Raw genomic sequence first — 18,141 nt, 5'->3', positions numbered from 1 at the left:
ACCTTATATACATAGTTCATGATTTGCTATATAAACGGAGGCGATCGCTATGAATCAAATTACGGTTGGAGAGTATGCGCCTGATTTTATTTTGAAAGACAATCGTGGAAATGAAATTCGTTTATCAGATTACAAAGGAAAAAAGGTTCTACTATCCTGGCATCCCCTTGCATGGACACGGATTTGTGCCGAGCAAATGAAATCATTGGAAGCTAATTTGGATGAGTTTGATAAGTATAACGTTGTTCCTCTTGGCCTTAGCATTGATTCTTATCCCTGCAAAAATGCCTGGGCGAAGGAATTAGGCATTGCCCGGGTAAAACTGTTGGCTGACTTTTGGCCGCATGGTGATATTGCTCTTAGCTATGGCCTTTTCCGTGAAGAGGAAGGTTTCTCAGAGCGGGCAAATGTTCTTATTGATGAAGCCGGCAAAGTACTTTGGGTTAAAGTTTATCCAATTCCCGAACTACCCGATATAACGGAAGTGTTTAATCAAATCAAAGCTATTAAATAGTTAACTCAGACATAACTATAACTGCCCACAATACTCCGGGGTGCAAAGAAAACGCAGCTTTCAGGCAAAAATTTGCCTGAAAGCTGCGTTTTCTTTGGCCTGTAAAATATACTCGTTCAGCAAAGCTGAAAATCAACTCTTCAGTTGTAGGCTCTACCCCACCGGAAGTAATGTCCCCTATAAGAGCGAGAGTCCTAACTTATCGACTAAGATAAAATCCCTCTTTGAGAGCCAAAATAAAAAGTCAAAAAGTTTAAAGGTCAAAAAGTCAGAAATAATGAGCCTGGGTATGAATTACGGACATTTTGTTTATAGAATGGCTTACAGGGTTATAGGTAGCTATTTTTAAACATTTTTGATTTTTCCATTAGTAATTATTTTCTGTTACTATAAAGTTGTAAACAGGGAACTCTTCCCACGTAAGTTATTGTTTAATTGAAATAAAGAGGAGGCGCAAATTATGGGAAAAGTAGTAGGCATTGATTTAGGTACTACTAACTCGTGTATATCTGTATTGGAAGGAGAACGTCCTGAGGTTATTGTCAATGTTGAAGGCGGCCGCACTACCCCCTCAGTTGTCGCATTTCGCGATAACGAGCGTCTTGTGGGCCAGTTAGCCAAACGCCAGTCAGTCTTAAATCCCACAAAAACCTTTTATTCGATAAAACGTTTTATTGGTCGCCGTTATAGTGAAGTCACAGATGAAATGAAGCTGGTACCCTATAAAATAGCGCAAGGCGCAGATAACACTGTTACTTTCATTGTTGATGATAAGCAGTACGCACCGGAGGAAATCTCAGCACAAGTGCTTCGTAAACTGGTAGATGACGCGAGCAAATACCTGGGCGAAAACATAACCGATGCGGTCATTACTGTACCTGCCTATTTTAACGATGCCCAGCGTCAAGCCACCAAAGATGCTGGCCAGGTTGCCGGCCTCAATGTTTTGAGAATCATCAACGAACCTACCGCTGCGGCCCTGGCGTATGGCCTTGATAAGCAAAAGAATGAAACCATCCTGGTTTTTGACTTAGGCGGCGGTACCTTTGATGTATCGATTCTTGAAGTTGGCGATGGCGTGTTTGAAGTCAAAGCCACAAATGGCGATACCCACCTTGGCGGCGATGATTTTGATAAGGCTATCGTCGATTGGCTGGCTGCCGAATTTAAAAAGGATAACGGCATTGATCTTCTCAAAGACAAACAGGCATTGCAACGTCTTACCGAGGCAGCCGAAAAGGCCAAAATTGAGTTGTCAGCAGTTACCGAAACAACCGTCAATCTGCCGTTCATCACCGCAGATGCTGGCGGCCCTAAGCATCTGGACAGCAAGCTTACCCGGGCAAAATTCGACGAAATTACCCACAGTCTGGTAGAGCGTTGTCGCATCCCAGTGGAAAATGCGCTTGCCGATGCCAAGCTGTCCGCTAAAGACATTGATGAAATCATTTTAGTAGGCGGTTCTACCCGTATCCTCGCAGTTCAGGAATTAATCAAACTTATGACTGGTAAAAACCCAAATCAAAGCGTTAATCCTGACGAGGTCGTAGCCGTGGGCGCTGCCATCCAAGGCGCCATCTTGAGTGGTGACCTTAAAGATGTAGTACTCCTTGATATTACACCACTATCACTTGGCGTAGAAACCTTAGGCGGCATCATGACTAAGGTTATCGAGCGCAACACTACCATTCCAGCCCGCCGCAGTCAAGTTTTCAGCACTGCTGATGATAATCAAGCCGAAGTAGACATTCATGTGCTTCAAGGTGAAAGGGAAATGGCCAAAGACAACCGTTCCCTTGGTCAATTCAAATTAGCCGGCATTCCTGTCGCGCCTCGTGGTCTGCCACAGATCGAAGTCACCTTCGACATTGACGCCAATGGTATTCTCACCGTCAGCGCCAAAGACAAAGCAACCACCAAGGAGCAGTCCATCACCATCAGTGGCTCCAGTAACCTGGATAAGACAGATATTGACCGTATGGTGGCTGATGCTAAGCACTATGCTGCGGAAGATAAAACCCGCCGACAATATATAGAACTGAAAAACGAATTAGATTCTCTGGCCTATCAGGCCCGTAATTTGGTAACAGAAAAGGGAGACGCCCTGCCTGCCCATATTAGCGGCCGCCTGACAACTGCACTGGATGCAGTCAAACAAGCGGAAAACACCGCTGACAAAGCTACGCTGCTACAGCTAAAAAATGAATTGGAACAAGCGTATAACCAAGCCAGCCAATACACGCCCGCTGATGCCGGCCAAAGTACTAATCCCACTCAGCAGCCCCATCCGAATGATGACATAATAGATGCTGAGTATGAGTAAGTGAACTTGTTTCAGCATAGCTGAAACATCGGCAGGTTCAGGTGGGGAGTCTACCCCACCTGAACAAACGCCGCCTGCAAAGGCGGGGGTCTTAACTCGCCGCAAAAATAAAAAGGGGTGATGCTTATGAAATATATCGATTACTATGAAACACTTGGAATTTCCAAAACGGCATCTGAGAAAGAAATCAAGCAAGCCTATCGCAAGCTGGCCCGCCAGCATCACCCCGATCTTCATCAAGGTGATGCCAAGGCCAAAGCGGAGGAAAAGTTTAAGCTCATCAACGAAGCCTATGAAGTGCTGGGCGATCCCGAGAAGCGTTCCAAATATGATCAGTTGGGTATGAATTGGCAGGCAGGTGATAACATTCATTTTGATCCAACCAACCCTGCTGGTAATCAGAGTTATACCTACCAGAGAGCTGCTGATTTTGATAACAGCAACTTTGGGTTCAGCGATTTCTTCTCAAGTATTTTTGGACAAAATTTTACCCATAGCGAACACGGCGGCAGCAAGGCAAACAGTGGCAACTACAAAGGCGAAGACGTGGATGCCAGCATCAGCTTAGCTGTTAATGAGCTAATCCACGGAGCAGAAAAAGAGCTCTATCTATCTCTGCCCAATGTCTGCACCACCTGCCATGGGCAGCGGTTTAGTCAACAAGGTATCTGCCCGTCCTGCGGCGGCACTGGTGTCATCGAAGATACCAGAACTGTCAAGGTGAAGATACCTGCCGGCCTCTACCCCGGGGCTACACTACGCCTAAAAGGGCTAGGCGGTAAGGGATACGGAACTGGTTCTGCCGGTGATCTGCATCTTCACCTTCAGGTTGCTGAAAACGCGTCTTGGCAAATAACTGGCAGCGACCTGGAAACCGAACTCATCCTCTATCCTGAACAAGCCGTATTGGGTGACAGCATCAAAGTCTCTACGCCTCACGGTCCAGTCCAGCTCAAAATTCAACCTACTACACATACAGGTCAAAGACTGCGCTTAAAAAATAAAGGATTGCCAAAAAAACAGGGGCTGGGCGATTTATATCTTAGAATCCGTATCGATATCCCCCAAAACCTATCACCAGCCGCCAAAGAACTATACCAGCAACTACACAATCTAAATATAACTGATCAAGATACGCCGGAAAGCAAAATCGCCTAATGGTACCTGCTGAGTTCAAAAGCTCCCATATATGCTTGACAAACAATTGTAATCAAAAAAATAAGTAAGTCCGCACCATTGTGGTACGGACTTATTTCTTTTAAACTATCTCGTTAAAACTACTGCTTGTCAGGTAAGTCTAACACCGCATTCATACTACCAGTACGATACCCTGACAAATCCAGCGTGACATACATAAACCCTAACTTGCGAAGTTCCCCACTAATTAACGCTGCTTTTTCCGGTGCAGCTAGCACTGGAATATCTTCAGGAGAAACTTCAATTCGAGCCAGTTGGTCATGATGTCTTACCCTAACCTGACCAGCGCAGAACTGTTTAATAACAGCCTCAGCTAATTCGATCTGCTTTAGCCTCTCAGCCGTAATTGGTAAACCATACGCCACCCGTGATGACAGGCAGGCGGCGCTGGGTTTGTTCCAGGTAGGAACGCCCCATTCCTTCGATAGTACCCGGATGTCCGCTTTAGTCAACCCGGCCTCCAACAAGGGACTGCGAACCCCTGTTAGTTCGTCAATAGCGCGCATGCCAGGCCGGTAGTCTGATTTATCATCTGCATTGGAACCTTCTAATACCCAGGCTATTTGCTCTTCATCAGCCCACTTTTTCAAGTCGCTAAACCGTTTTTTCTTACAAAAGTAGCAGCGTTCCGCTGTGTTGGCAACAAAGTCGTCACTAACAAGCTCACTACTGTGTAACAGAACATGACGAATACCAATTTGCTTAGCAACATCAATGGCCTCCTGTCGTTCTGCATCAGGCAGGGTTTCCGAATAAGCAGTAACAGCCACCGCATTGTCCCCTAATACCCGCTGGGCAGCAGCAGCCAGGAAGCTGCTGTCAACGCCACCGGAAAAACCGATTGCCACGGTCCCCATTTCCTGTAATAGTTGTTTCAAGTTTTCTAATTTATCGTTGAGTTGCACTATGGGTTCCTCCTGCACTAAAAACTACACCTGTTACTATTTGGTTGCTACAAAAGCCTGCTCCAAATCAGCAATAATATCCTCTACATCTTCAATCCCAACAGACAGCCGCACCATGTCGTCACTTACACCGGCTGCAGTCAGCTGTTCGCCGCTCAATTGAGAATGGGTTGTGCTGGCCGGGTGAATAACTAGCGACTTGGCATCACCAACATTGGCAAGAAGTGAGAACAGTTTAAGGCTGTTAATGAATTTTTTTCCAGCCGTTAGGCCACCTTTAATACCAAAAGTCAAAATAGCGCCCGCGCCTTTGGGCAGATATTTTTGGGCCAGTTTATAATCAGGATGGCTTGGTAGGCCAGGGTAGCTGACCCAGGAGACAAGCTCATGCTTTTGCAGGAACTCGGCTACCTTCTGAGCATTTTGGCTATGACGCTCCATTCGGAGGTGTAGTGTTTCCAGGCCTTGTAAAAATGCAAAGCTATTGAACGGGCTGAGGCAAGCACCTAAATCCCGCAAAATTTGTACCCGCAGGCGAATAATATAGGCCAATGGCCCTAAGGCTGCTGTATATCTTAAGTCATGATAGCTGGGGTCAGGCTCAGATAATAACGGGAATTTACCGTTGTCCCAGTTAAATTTACCGCTGTCAATAACAACACCGCCCATGGATGTACCATGACCGCCAATGAACTTAGTTGCCGAATGGATAACAATATCAGCACCAAAGTCAATGGGGCGGCAGAGATACGGACTAGTAAAGGTACTATCAATAAGAAGTGGTATGCCGTTGTTATGGGCTATGGCGGCTACGCTTTCAATGTCCAGCACATCAATCTTAGGATTGCCAATGGTCTCGGCATAAAGAGCCTTGGTTTTTGGAGTAATGGCCTTGGCAAAGTTTTCAGGGTCACTGGGATCAACAAAAGTAACTTTGATGCCCAGCCGCGGCAGGTTGTAGGCGAACATATTGTAAGTACCACCATATAAGGTCGAGGAGCTGACAATTTCGTCGCCAGCCTGGGCAATATTAAAGATAGCTGCACTTATAGCAGCGTGACCGGATGCAAAAGCCAGCGCACCTACACCGCCTTCAAGTGCGGCAATGCGTTTTTCAAATACATCGGTAGTCGGATTCATAAGACGGGAATAGATATTGCCAGGCTCTTTAAGACCAAATAAATTGGCGGCATGGTCAGCGTCACGAAAATTGTAGGCCGTAGTCTGATAGATAGGTACCGCTCGGGAACCAGTAGTAGGATCAGACTCTTGCCCCCCGTGAACAGCCAGGGTATTGAATTTTAGATTTTCAGGTAATGCCATGTTAATTTTCCTCCTAATAATTGTAAGTTACTAAAAATAAAAAAGCCAAAGAATGGCTCACTAGAGCAGTTCTTTGGCCTTTAGTTTACTAATCAGCCTAGATAAATATACCTTATGTACTATTATGTTACATATAATATCATAGCACTAGGCACTTTGTCAATAAAAAAAGCACACTAAAAAATGTAAATGCTCTTAGTTTTCATATCATCAGGCAAAGAATTACTATCGCCGCCGTTTAGCCAATCAATAGGCATACTATCGGCACTGATATCAAGCTCATACCGTATTTTCCCATCGCGCGTTATGGCATAGAGGGAGTCAGTGTATTGAATTGAACTTAAACCGCCAGCTTGCCTCAGCTCGCCCAGTGTAGTCCCTACTCCAATACCATTGCCGGTCCGATAACGCTCATCAAACACATGAATAGCAGTAACTATTTTTTCATTCTCTTTCCCCTGAGCAAAAAAAACAACAAGCGACAGGGACCCTGTGCTTTGGTTATACGCCCTAAGCACAGGATACATTCTGCCGCTAAGAAATGCTTCACCGCCGGTTACAGCCTGCTCGCCAAACTCCTGGTACAGCGGGGCAACCGACTTACCCACCCCAAGGTTCCCTGCATAGGCAGTAGCTAACGTAAATTGCCCCTGGGGGCCAGCCACCGCTGCCGAGGGCTTACTGGCCGCTGAATTATAACTGGAGGTTTTCGTTCCTTGAGGCTTGCTATCAGGTGTGGTTAAGGTTAACGGCTTATCTGGATTGCTAACAGGAGCAACTTTATCTAATGCACCCTTAAGTTCAGTAACCCCGGCTTGCACCAAAGCTTCCAACACCCTCCGGTCACTCTTGATTATAGCCATACTGACACTATTACTGCCTTTACCATCATTGGCGGTAATGTTAGCGCCCCTTTGCAGCAAGACAGTCACCACATTGGCATGGCTATTCCCTACAGCCTTCATTAGCGCAGTCTGACCGTCTTTATCACGGGCGTTTATGTCAGCGCCTTGATCTAAAAGCAGGCGAACTATGGGAGCCCGTCCATAAGCAGCAGCTGCGTGGAGTGGCGTAAACCCATCATTTTTCCGATAAGCATCAGGCCCCATCCCAGCTTGCAAAAATAGCGTAGTAATACCTTTATCACCCCGACCAGCATATTTAACAAAATCATCAGCCGTAAAATTCACACCCATGCGAAAAAGCTGGTTTTCCGGCAAATTAGCCGCTTCCAGTTTCACTTTACTATCCATAATACCATAGTAAGTCCCAAGCCCAACAATAGCAGGCAGAAGTATTAACGCAAAATATACCAGATGCTTAGGCTCAAGACTTGCCAAAAGACTGCCTATAGCCACCTTTACCTTACTAAACAGTCCAGCAAAATCAGGTTTACTCACCGTCGGCGGCTTAATTCCTTTTGTTTGCTCGATAGCTTCTTTAATTTTTAATTTTAGCTTTGCCCACATATTTTGCATATTTCACTCCGATAGATGAATTTATTTATCTTAATGATGCGATAAGACTCCCGCCTTTATAGGCGGCGTTACTTCGGGTGGGAGTAGAGTCCCTATCTGAAGATTCGATGTCAGCTTTGCTGAACAAGTTCATTTATTATATTCGCTTTAAAAGCATATATTTCCTTTGTTTTTCAACAAAAAGCTGTAAGTAAAATAAATATTTTACTGATAAAATACTAATTTTGTAAATAATTAACCGCTGTATCTCTGATTTCTCAAGAGATACAGCGGTTATTTCATACTATTTGTACCTTGTATTCGCGCATCCAATAGTCAGCTTGGATGAGATAGGCAAAGAGCTGCGGCCCACTCATCAGTTGACCAAACCAAGGGATATTGGATGCAGCTAAATTGGTCTCGGCAATTTCTCTTAATTTATCAATCGCAAGAACCTGTTTAAGCGGGGATGACGTTTGATTTAAAACGGCGAAAGCCTCACTGACAACGGCCTTAGTATATGCGGGGTTATGTGTTTTAGGATAGGGACTCTTTTTTCGCCACAATACATCCTCAGGCAAAATACCTGTCAACGCATAACGCAATAATCCCTTTTCCCGGTTGTGAGCATTTTTCAGCTTCCAAGGCACATTCCAAACATAATCCACAATCCGGTGGTCGCAAAACGGTACTCTAACCTCTAAGCCAAATGCCATACTCATACGATCTTTACGATCAAGGAGTGTTGGCATAAAACGGGTAAGACTAAGGTAAAATATCTCACGCATTCTGGCCGAACATTTATCTTCGCCAGGCAGATGCGGCACTTCTGCCAGAGCCTCACTATAGCGCTGCGCTACATAATCGGCCGGCTTAATTCTGTGCTGTATTTCTGGTTTCAACCAAGGAATGCGGATCTCGGGCTGCGGCGACCAGGGAAAGGTAGCAGCGTTAATCATCTCTTCCCGCTGAAACCAGGGATACCCGCCGAAGATTTCATCAGCACACTCACCCGACAGGGCAACTGTCGCTCCCTTTTTGATTTCACGACAAAATAAATATAATGAAGTATCAATATCAGCCATCCCTGGCAAATCACGTGCTAATGCAGCAGGTCTCAAGCTTGCTGCCAGTTCAGGAGTATCTAAGACAATAGTATGATGACATGTACCAAAATATTCGGATACGCGTCTAACCCAAGGCGAATCAGAGTTGGGTTGAAAACTATTTGCCTTAAAATACAATTCGTTATCTACATAATCCACAGAATAGGTGGCTAGACTTCCTAAACCTGATTGTTTATTTGACATAGCAGCTAGCGCAGTAAGCGCACTGGAATCAAGGCCCCCTGACAGCAGCGTGCAAATAGGGACATCTGACACCAATTGCCGTGTGGTAGCATCAATTAAAAGCTCACGGACTTTAGCCGCCGTTGCATCAAAATCGTCTGTGTGCGGTTTGGTTTCAAGCGCCCAATATTTTGTTATCACCTTTCCCTGTCTGTTATATATCATTGAGTGACCGGGCTTTAATTCCTTAACGCCACGAAACACGCCATTCCCTGGTGTCCGGGCTGGACCAAGCATAAATACTTCAGCCAGGCCCTCTTCATCAATTTCTGGCCGTACAAGTGGATTCGCCAAAAGCGTCTTAAGCTCTGAGCCAAAAATTAAACTGCTGCCTTGTTCAGTATAAAATAGTGGCTTTACACCAATGCGATCACGGGCCAAAAACAGGCTTTGGTTTGCTTCATCCCAAATACCAAAAGCATAGATACCGTTAAGCCGTTCAACACAAGCTGAACCCCACTCAATAAAAGCCACAAGCAACACTTCAGTATCACAACGTGTATTAAAAACATGACCCCGATCCGCAAGTTCCTGTCGAAGCTCTGGCATATTATACAGTTCCCCATTATACGTGATAACGAATTTTTGTTCACCACGAAAGCGAATCATGGGCTGCGCGCCCCCTACCGGGTCAATAACACTAAGACGGCGGTGTCCTAATGCCGCATGTGGTGTAATATATGCTCCCTGTGCATCTGGCCCTCGTGCTGCCAGCGTGTCAATCATCGCAGCTACGATATGGCTTTTTTCAACAAGATTTTGCTGCCAGTCAATCCACCCAGTAATTCCACACATTGTACCCATCATCTCCCCAAAAGAATAGCCTGTGTCAACACGCAGCCAGCTCTCTGGTACGTTGCACAGGCGACTTTGCCTCACGCATCACATGCTTATAGATATGCACGATAACAAACAATTGCCACAAACTCAAAGAAAGTATGTATGGCACAAGGATTCAACGGATACGCTAACTTCAAATGCACCCGTTGCAATCAGGAGGAACTTATCATGACTGAAACTAAAAATAATTTACAAGTAGGAACCACCCTATCTGCTTCCCCTGCAGCTCCCGCCTTTCATGAAGGTCCTGATATTGACCACACCAATGTGGTAACCCATGAGAGTAGTTTTGATAACACCCATGATACTTTCCGGGCAGGGGCACTCAAGTTTAACAATAAATACGCTGCGAACAGTTTAGTAGCAAAAATGCTCTGGGGGCATGAAGAGAATGCTAGCCTTAATGTACGGGTTTCTGAAGACGGGATTCTTGATTTGAATAATGATGTTCGCTAAAAGTAAAAGAGAACAAAAATGCAAAAAGCAGGCCAACTCCGGCCTGTTTTTTCGGCAAACTGTGACTTGCGTCACAGTCTCTTCTAAATTGATTTGGTAAACTAAATACAAAGATACAATTCATACCAACTACAAGGAGGTTATTATAATGGAAAAGCAATTTATCAAAAATATTGAGTTCAGCAAAGCCCTGGAAATGGTTACTCTGGTAGATTATCAACCTGGCAAAGTGGTAAGCCTGACTTTATCACAAAATCAGGCACTTAGTATGACCCTCTTTGCTTTTGCCAAAGGCGAAGCTATCAGCAGCCACTCTGCCCCCGGCGATGCCATGGTCTACATCCTTGATGGAAAGGCTGAAATTACAATTGGCAACGAAAAAGTCGCAGCTACTACCGGACAAGTCGTTGTTATGCCGGCTGGAATTCCTCATGGCCTTGATGCTGTAGAAAACTTTAAAATGCTACTGGTACTTGTAATGTAACTTATTGGGACACCTCTCATTATCCGGATATCAGACAAAATCCCGCATTTATTTCCCTGGAAATAAATGCGGGATTTTTTACCCTAACAGAAAGTATAAATCTTATTGAGATAAAACATCAGCCAGGCGATATAACTCTGGATCAATGTCTTTTTTCTTACCAACAGCATCAGCAATGGGTACTTCCACACATTGGTTATTGTGGTAGCCAATCATAACATCACTTCTACCATCCGCAAGAGCTCTGACTGCTCGCTCCGCTAAGCGGCTAGCCAACAGGCGATCTGCTACCGTAGGTGCTCCGCCACGCTGAATATGTCCAATAACCGATACCCTCGTCTCTAATCCCGTCTTGGCTGAGATGTATTTACCCAGATCAATCGCACTACTGGCACCCTCAGCCACCACAATAATACTGTATTTCTTACCCTTAGAGCGCGAATCTACCAGTTTTTTGCAAATATTATCTGATGAGAAGGGCTGTTCTGGAATAAGAATAATTTCGGCCCCACCTGCTAGTCCCGCTGTAAGCGCAATCCAGCCACACGCCCGCCCCATTACCTCAACCAGCATAACCCGTCCATGCGCAGAGGCGGTATCTCGCAATTTATTTATAGCATCAAGTGCTGTATTTACGGCTGTATCAAAACCAATCGTATAATCTGTGCCCCAAATATCATTGTCAATCGTCCCTGGCAACCCAACAATCTTAATTCCAAGCTCGCTCAGTTGTTTAGCTCCGGTAAGAGAACCGTCACCGCCAATAACAACGAGGCCTTCAATACCATGTGCCTGCAAATTGCCAGCCGCCTTTTGCTGTCCCTGCAAGGTTTTAAACTCTTCACTGCGGGCCGTACCTAAAAATGTCCCCCCCTTTTGGATAATATCCCCTACAGAACGTGAATCTAATTTCGTCATATCATCAGCAATCATGCCCGCATAGCCGTTTCTAATTCCCCATACCTCAATCCCGCAAGTCAATGCCACACGAACTACTGCTCGAATAGCCGCATTCATTCCCGGGCAGTCACCACCACTAGTTATTACCGCAATCTTCTTCATACTACTCCCGCCTCTCCGTTAAAATAAAATCCTAATCGCTTTGATTTCTAGCCAAGTAGCCAACAGTCCGCTAATCAGGTTGGCGGCAATGTTGTAAAACGCAGCATTAATACCGGTATCCTCAAACAATTTAAATGTTTCATAGCTGTAAGAGGAAAAAGTGGTAAGCCCATCCAAAAAGCCAGTCGTAATCAACAAACGCCAATACGAATTTACAATGAATTTTTCGGTAACGATTGTTATAAAAATACCAATGATAAAGCACCCTACAACATTAGAAATAAAGTGCCATATGGAAATGACGTACCCAGTCTTTGAATCAGCCCCCTTTGTGTAATACAAAGCCTATATATAATATTAGCATTTAAATGAGCAGGTCTATAGTTCTTTTTTTAACTTATTTTAGCATATTTATCTACAACAAGCTTACTGTGAAATGAGGAATGAGCATGTTTATAGTATATGCCTTAGCTGGAGTTTTTTGCTTAGGTTTAGCACCATTATTCGGCAAAACAGTTTTAAATAGCATGAACCCTGTCACCGCGTTTGTTCTGCGCACGGCGATTGCAGCGATCATTATTGCCACATGGTTTCTTAGCGCCCGCGGTTACAATGAACTTCTCACTGTACCACCATCACTCTGGATACTCATTACAATTGAAGCCATACTAGCCGCTCTACTCGGCGACCTAGCCTATTTTTATGCTTTAAAAGCTGGCAATATAAATGAGGTATCTCTGATTATGGCCTGTGCTCCTCTGATTACTCTAGTTTTAAGCTATTTTCTACTTCACGAAATGGTTACCACCAGTCAAGTCGTGGGTGCCTTTTTTATAACTATAGGCCTGGTATTAATCAGTTTCCAGTAAAGCTAACATTTAATATACTTAACTTCCCTCTTCCAAATCAAAAACCTTTGAGTAAATAAATTTACTCAAAGGTTTTTTGACTATCCAGATGGAAAGGCTAACTTTCCCTGGATAGAACGACTACGGCTTCTGCCGGCGTCCTAAAGGACTTGGCACAAACCAAGTCTTATCTTATTGCAGCGACTCACTCACATTATTTGACCACTTTCCACAGTGATCTCCCCAACGGCTAATGACTTTGTCGTTCAATATAATTTCAACAATTTCACACATATTAGCACAGCCTGAGCACTCAAAGCTTTTCGGCTGATAGCTAAAATCAGTAACCCCAAAACCACGAAATGCCGTAGGCCGGCCATCACTAACTTCTTCCTTAGCTAACAAAGCCGCGCCGACAGCGCCCATAACATTAAAGTGAGGCGGAACTAGTACTTTAGTATTTAGTGCCTCTTCAAAGGCCCGGCACATACCCTTATTCGCGGCCACCCCCCCTTGAAATAAAATAGGTTCTTTAATTTGCTTTCCTTTACCGACATTATTGAGATAGTTGCGAACCAATGCCTGACATAAACCATTTAAAATATCAGCAGTTGAATGCCCGGTCTGTTGTTTATGAATCATATCAGACTCAGCAAATACAGCACAGCGACCGGCAACTCGCACAGGTGCCTGAGATTCTAACGCGATATCGCCGAATTGCTCAATAGGAATATTGAGTCTAGCTGCCTGCTGATCAAGAAAAGAGCCTGTACCAGCGGCACATACGGTATTCATGGCAAAATCGGTTACAATCCCACTGCGCATAATAATAATTTTGGAATCCTGTCCGCCAATTTCGAGTACAGTCTGTACATCCGGTACCAGATGCATAGCCGCAACAGCATGGGCTGTAATCTCATTTTTTACACTATCTGCCCCTATTACAACACCGCTCAGTACCCTTGCACTCCCCGTAGTCCCTACACCACGCACCATAATATCCGGATTGCGCTCATAAATTTGCCGTAAACCTGTTTGCACGGCTTCAATGGGACGTCCTTGGGTACGGATATATAAAGTATCCCTCACTACTGCTTGGTCATCCAAAATGATCACATTGGTACTAACTGAACCAACATCAATTCCTAAATAGGCCTGCATAAACAGCCTCCTTTGAGATATCCAGACAAGTTTCTCAGAGAATTCACCCAATATATAATTACCAACATTGCTGTTTTTATGCTGTTTTGGCCGTTTGAAATCAATCTAGTGGTTGGCTCTGGCCAGATTCTTACGATAGTACCCGCTCTGGCGTCCAGAGAAATCATTAAATTGCCAAGGGGAGGGATGAGGTTTTTCTTGGCTGTCAATCAATCATTTACAAGGGTTCCTGTTGGTATACCCTTTAAGATATCTGCGTTGTTATACTCCTTAACGATTTCCATTACCGTTTTCATACTTTCACTTATATACTTATTTTTATAATAGACTATGTTAAATGATCTATCCCAAGCGTTTTCTTTACTCTTTATCACATACAGCTGTCCACTTTTTACCTCTTCTTCCACCAATCTTATCGATATCGCTGCCAGGCAATTATTCTCCAATACAGCATTTTTTATTACGCCCGGACAAGTTACTTCCCAGGCGACTTTCATTTTAGTTCCATTATTTTGCATATAATTCTCAAACAATTCCCTGGTGCCGCTTCCCTCTTCGCGCATTACAAAATATTCATTCTCGAGTTCTTTTATCGAAATCCGTTTACGGCCCGCAAAACTGTGGCTTTTAGCACATATAATAACAAGATAATCCTTTATGGCCGGAGTGTTTACTAATTCATGGCTTTTGACCTGACCTTCCACAATTCCGATATCCAACTCTGCTTTCAGAATTTTATCTTCTATAGATTTTGTATTATTCATATAGGCAAAGGTTCCCACATGCGGCATTCGTTCCTTAAAATGAGTAAGAATGGACGGTAACAGACAGGAGCCTACTGTTACCGTAGCACCAATACGTATTTTTTCCGAGTGACCTCCGATAAGCATATACTTGTTCAATTCATCAAATTGCTTTACTGCTACCCTGGCATAGGTAAGTAGATTTTTCCCGGCTTCCGTTATGTATAACTTTTTTGAAATTCTTTCAAATAGCAATACTCCATAATGATTTTCCAATTCTTTAATTGCTTGGCTCACCGTTGGCTGAGAAATAAAATATTTGGCAGCAGCAGCACTCATCTTACCAGTTTCGGCCACAGCAATAAAGATTTTTAGATGCCGTATTGTCATTTTTTCTCCTTAAACTTTTAAAAGCCAAATTTACTATTAATAGGTTTTACCTATGATTATCATAAAATAATATCACTTTAATTATTAATCAACAAGTGTTATATTGTTATCATAGATATTTTTTAGAAATAATAGCATGGGAGAATATGAAAAATGGCTACATTAACAATTAGTAAGGAAGATGAACAGAGAGTGAAGGCACTTGGCTTCCTTAACAACAGAGGAACAGATAATTTTTCAGCAAGAGTGCTTACCGTGAATGGTGCTATTACTGCTGCTCAAGCCAAATGTATAGCTGCTGCTGCTGAGTTATTTGGTAATGGTATGATAACCTTTACAACAAGACTTAGTGTAGAATGCCAGGGTATTCCTTATAGCAAGATTGAAGACTTCCGTTCCTATATTGCCAAAGAAGACCTCGTTACCGGGGGGACAGGCGCTAAAGTGCGTCCTGTTGTCGCCTGTAAAGGCACCACCTGCCAATATGGCCTTATCGATGCCTCCGGCTTAGCCAAAGAAATTCATGAAAGATTTTTCAACGGCTATACTAGTGTGAAATTGCCACATAAATTTAAAATAGCAGTAGGTGGCTGTCCAAATAACTGTGTAAAACCGAACTTAAATGATTTAGGTATTATTGGTCAAATGATTCCTAATTTTGATAAAAACCAGTGTAAGGGCTGTAAAAAATGTTCGGTTGCTTCAGGTTGTCCGGTAAACGCTGCTACTATAGTAGACGGTATTTTGGAAATTAACGCTGACAACTGTAAACATTGCGGACGCTGTATTGGGAAATGCAATTTTGATGCGATAAAAGGAGGAATACAGGGCTATAAGATATACATTGGCGGCAGATGGGGTAAATGCGTAGCTCATGGCCAAGCGTTAAACAAACTGTTTACAAATAAAGAAGAAGCTTTACGCGTAATTGAAACGGCTATTCTTTTTTACAAAGAGCAAGGTAAAACCGGAGAACGTTTTTCTCAAACCATAGAAAGACTTGGTTTTAAAAATGTTGAAACGCAACTGCTATCAGATGAAATATTATCGAGAAAGCAAGAAATTTTGGAATAAAGTGTTACTATTTGTCAATGTTTAAAATATAAAGGACAGTACACGCTGTTTACTTAAACAAGTGTATTGTCCTTTACTCTTGAAGACATTTAATTGACGTCCAATATTGTACTCTCTTGCATTTCATTCCGTTTGGTCCGTTTATTTTCATACATATACTTATCGGCTTTAACTAGGAGTTCTTGAATTGTGCATGGGTTTTCGGGATCGTAATAAGCAAAGCCAACACTAAGAGATAGCGGATAGGGCTGGATGCTGTCTTTTTCTTTTTCTCTTAATCGTCCCAAAATTTTAGGTGCAAACGCTAAGGTCGTATCTACTACCAAAACAACGAATTCGTCACCGCCAATACGGGCAATAATATCCGAACCACGGAAAATACTCTTAAGTATGAGAGTCGTAGCAACAATGGCTTGGTCCCCCGCTTGGTGTCCAAAATTATCATTAATGAACTTCATGTTATCCAAATCAGCGTAAAACAATAGCATTCCTTTTCTTGATCGTCTTGATACTTGCACATAGTGGCTGGCAAAATTCATAAAACCCCGCCGATTATATAAACCAGTAAGCTCATCAACTAACGACGCAGTCTGCAATTTCTGGACTATCCGCTGCCGTTCGATCGCAAAAAGTAACGAACGCGCCAATGCATTGCCAGTAACTTCCTGTTTAACAAGAACATCTTGGCCTCCATTCTGCACCGCCTTGGTAATCACCGCAGCATCACTTGTTTCGACCATAACAACCACCGGTACATCCGGGTTAGAATCTCGAATCTGCGTCAGGCCACTTGTCCCGTAGCTATCCAAAAGTGCAAGAACTAACAGGACAACATCAATTGCAGTATTATTCAATATTTCTAGACCTTCTGAAAGACTTCCGCTCCAATGCAGATTAAAGCAGATATCTATCCTAGCATCATCTAATGTCGTTTTAATTTCATCATGCTGCTTGGCATCACAGATTAGTAAAACAGAAACAGATTTTTTGATCATGTCCTCACTACCTTTATCTTACGCCTGATGATTGTTTCCATGTTTGTGCTGTACACAAACACTGGTATTTAGGTGAATAAACATGGTAATATTTTCAAGTATATCCAACTAATGTACATTCTAAATAATAATGGAATTAAATTCAACAGCTTTATTACTATCATTTTCGACAATCTTTAGCTAATCTCACAGCGCTGATATCAATTTACAATGTAAATGTATAGGATGATTCTACTGCGGAAACCACTAAGCAATACTATTTTATACTTGGATTCGAATACATTTTACTCTTCCGTGTTATCATTCAAAACCAAAAGACACCATTTATTCTAGCATATTGTAGTTTATATATTATACTATGCAATGATTACCATATATAGTATTTTTTTCATCCAAACCAAAAAGCACTATCCGCCTATTGAGATAGTGCTTTATTTTAGGACTTTTTCATAGATAGAAACCACGGCTTACGCCGCGCCTTTGGCGAAAGCAGAAGTTGAGATTGCCCTGACCCTAAGAAAAAGTTATACTTTCTCTCAAAATCATAAAAAACGCCCTCACAAAAGTGAAGGCGTTTTCAAACAAAGTTGGCTCCTCGAGTAGGACTCGAACCTACGACAAATCGGTTAACAGCCGATTGCTCTACCAACTGAGCTATCGAGGAATATTAAATAGGTGAACATCTCATTAAAGTATGTTCCCTAAAAACTTCACAGAAGAAAGACTGCGCATTAGGATTAATCTATTAGTTCGTTATCTTCATTCGTTGCTCATTCGAACACTCGAACTTCGATCACTGAACCTCGAATATAAGTCAAGTCCTCGGCCTATTAGTACCAGTCAGCTGCATGGATTACTCCACTTCCACATCTGGCCTATCTACCTTGTAATCTACAAGGGGCCTTACTTCTTTCGAATGACAGACCTCATCTTAAGGCTGGTTTCACGCTTAGATGCTTTCAGCGTTTATCCTTTCCGAACGTAGCTACCCAGCTCTACTCCTGGCGGAATAACTGGTAC

General features: G+C 43.2%; 16 protein-coding genes, 1 tRNA gene and 1 other annotated feature (1 of these 18 only partly in view). Of the genes, 7 read left to right on the top strand and 10 right to left on the bottom strand.

Translation table 11 applies throughout. The features are described 5' to 3' along the window. Positions 1 to 49 precede the first annotated feature (49 nt). The 3 genes from SALPA_RS16890 (at position 50) to SALPA_RS16880 (ending at position 3,995) form a co-directional block, all read left to right on the top strand. Positions 50 to 514 (top strand): redoxin domain-containing protein, encoded by a 465-nt coding sequence (locus SALPA_RS16890; protein ID WP_145096540.1) that lies wholly within the window; start codon positions 50 to 52, stop codon positions 512 to 514. A 460-nt stretch (positions 515 to 974) separates the two neighbouring features. Beyond that, a complete protein-coding gene (gene dnaK / locus SALPA_RS16885) occupies positions 975 to 2,837 on the top strand; it encodes a molecular chaperone DnaK (RefSeq protein ID WP_145096537.1) in 1,863 nt (620 codons plus the stop codon). A 126-nt stretch (positions 2,838 to 2,963) separates the two neighbouring features. Further along, entirely contained in the window at positions 2,964 to 3,995 is a 1,032-nt protein-coding gene (locus SALPA_RS16880) for a DnaJ C-terminal domain-containing protein (protein WP_145096534.1), read from the top strand. Positions 3,996 to 4,114: 119 nt separating this feature from the next. Here SALPA_RS16880 and larE read toward each other — a convergent pair whose 3' ends face one another. From larE to asnB, 4 genes are all read right to left on the bottom strand, one after another. Next, complete coding sequence (gene larE, locus SALPA_RS16875; protein WP_145102052.1) at positions 4,115 to 4,942, bottom strand: ATP-dependent sacrificial sulfur transferase LarE; 828 nt, start codon at positions 4,940 to 4,942, stop codon at positions 4,115 to 4,117. Between the two features lie 33 nt (positions 4,943 to 4,975). Further along, complete coding sequence (locus SALPA_RS16870) at positions 4,976 to 6,262, bottom strand: homocysteine synthase (RefSeq protein WP_145096531.1); 1,287 nt, start codon at positions 6,260 to 6,262, stop codon at positions 4,976 to 4,978. 176 nt (positions 6,263 to 6,438) lie between these two features. Then, the gene (locus tag SALPA_RS16865; protein ID WP_145096529.1) at positions 6,439 to 7,740 is read right to left on the bottom strand and encodes an ankyrin repeat domain-containing protein; all 1,302 of its coding nucleotides are present in this window, start codon (positions 7,738 to 7,740) and stop codon (positions 6,439 to 6,441) included. Positions 7,741 to 8,018: 278 nt separating this feature from the next. Next, a complete protein-coding gene (gene asnB, locus SALPA_RS16860; RefSeq protein ID WP_145096526.1) occupies positions 8,019 to 9,863 on the bottom strand; it encodes an asparagine synthase (glutamine-hydrolyzing) in 1,845 nt (614 codons plus the stop codon). 213 nt (positions 9,864 to 10,076) lie between these two features. Between asnB and SALPA_RS16855 the strand changes: the two genes are divergently transcribed. Beyond that, the gene (locus SALPA_RS16855) at positions 10,077 to 10,364 is read left to right on the top strand and encodes a hypothetical protein (RefSeq protein ID WP_145096523.1); all 288 of its coding nucleotides are present in this window, start codon (positions 10,077 to 10,079) and stop codon (positions 10,362 to 10,364) included. A gap of 148 nt (positions 10,365 to 10,512) precedes the next feature. Then, positions 10,513 to 10,848: a cupin domain-containing protein gene (locus tag SALPA_RS16850; RefSeq protein ID WP_145096520.1), complete on the top strand. Its 336-nt coding sequence runs from the start codon at positions 10,513 to 10,515 to the stop codon at positions 10,846 to 10,848. Positions 10,849 to 10,950: 102 nt separating this feature from the next. Here the strand turns inward: SALPA_RS16850 and pfkA are convergent, their stop codons facing one another. Next, positions 10,951 to 11,910, bottom strand: a complete 960-nt coding sequence (gene pfkA, locus SALPA_RS16845) for a 6-phosphofructokinase (protein ID WP_145096517.1) — start codon at positions 11,908 to 11,910, stop codon at positions 10,951 to 10,953. Positions 11,911 to 11,928: 18 nt separating this feature from the next. Then, positions 11,929 to 12,252 (bottom strand): CrcB family protein, encoded by a 324-nt coding sequence (locus SALPA_RS16840; protein ID WP_255451242.1) that lies wholly within the window; start codon positions 12,250 to 12,252, stop codon positions 11,929 to 11,931. A 107-nt stretch (positions 12,253 to 12,359) separates the two neighbouring features. Between SALPA_RS16840 and SALPA_RS16835 the strand changes: the two genes are divergently transcribed. After that, positions 12,360 to 12,779 (top strand): EamA family transporter, encoded by a 420-nt coding sequence (locus SALPA_RS16835; protein WP_145096514.1) that lies wholly within the window; start codon positions 12,360 to 12,362, stop codon positions 12,777 to 12,779. A 171-nt stretch (positions 12,780 to 12,950) separates the two neighbouring features. Here SALPA_RS16835 and SALPA_RS16830 read toward each other — a convergent pair whose 3' ends face one another. Together SALPA_RS16830 and SALPA_RS16825 are read right to left on the bottom strand one after the other, a co-directional pair. Further along, the gene (locus tag SALPA_RS16830) at positions 12,951 to 13,919 is read right to left on the bottom strand and encodes an acyl-CoA dehydratase activase (RefSeq protein WP_145096511.1); all 969 of its coding nucleotides are present in this window, start codon (positions 13,917 to 13,919) and stop codon (positions 12,951 to 12,953) included. 209 nt (positions 13,920 to 14,128) lie between these two features. Then, complete coding sequence (locus SALPA_RS16825; protein WP_145096508.1) at positions 14,129 to 15,052, bottom strand: LysR family transcriptional regulator; 924 nt, start codon at positions 15,050 to 15,052, stop codon at positions 14,129 to 14,131. A 153-nt stretch (positions 15,053 to 15,205) separates the two neighbouring features. On the opposite strand from SALPA_RS16825, the gene SALPA_RS16820 reads away from it, so the two are divergent. Further along, positions 15,206 to 16,126: a 4Fe-4S dicluster domain-containing protein gene (locus SALPA_RS16820; protein WP_145096506.1), complete on the top strand. Its 921-nt coding sequence runs from the start codon at positions 15,206 to 15,208 to the stop codon at positions 16,124 to 16,126. Between the two features lie 89 nt (positions 16,127 to 16,215). Here SALPA_RS16820 and SALPA_RS16815 read toward each other — a convergent pair whose 3' ends face one another. Together SALPA_RS16815 and SALPA_RS16810 are read right to left on the bottom strand one after the other, a co-directional pair. Next, complete coding sequence (locus tag SALPA_RS16815; protein WP_145096503.1) at positions 16,216 to 17,121, bottom strand: diguanylate cyclase; 906 nt, start codon at positions 17,119 to 17,121, stop codon at positions 16,216 to 16,218. A 588-nt stretch (positions 17,122 to 17,709) separates the two neighbouring features. Beyond that, a tRNA-Asn gene (locus tag SALPA_RS16810) sits at positions 17,710 to 17,785 on the bottom strand. Positions 17,786 to 17,943: 158 nt separating this feature from the next. Next, positions 17,944 to 18,141 (bottom strand) — a sequence feature (23S ribosomal RNA rRNA prediction is too short) (it continues 129 nt past the right edge of the window).

It is taken from the genome of Sporomusa sp. KB1, from assembly GCF_007830295.1.
Taxonomy (GTDB): Bacteria; Bacillota; Negativicutes; order Sporomusales; family Sporomusaceae; genus Sporomusa.
The sequence above is the reverse complement of the archived record's forward strand: the minus strand, read 5'-3'. Positions and strand labels throughout refer to the sequence as shown.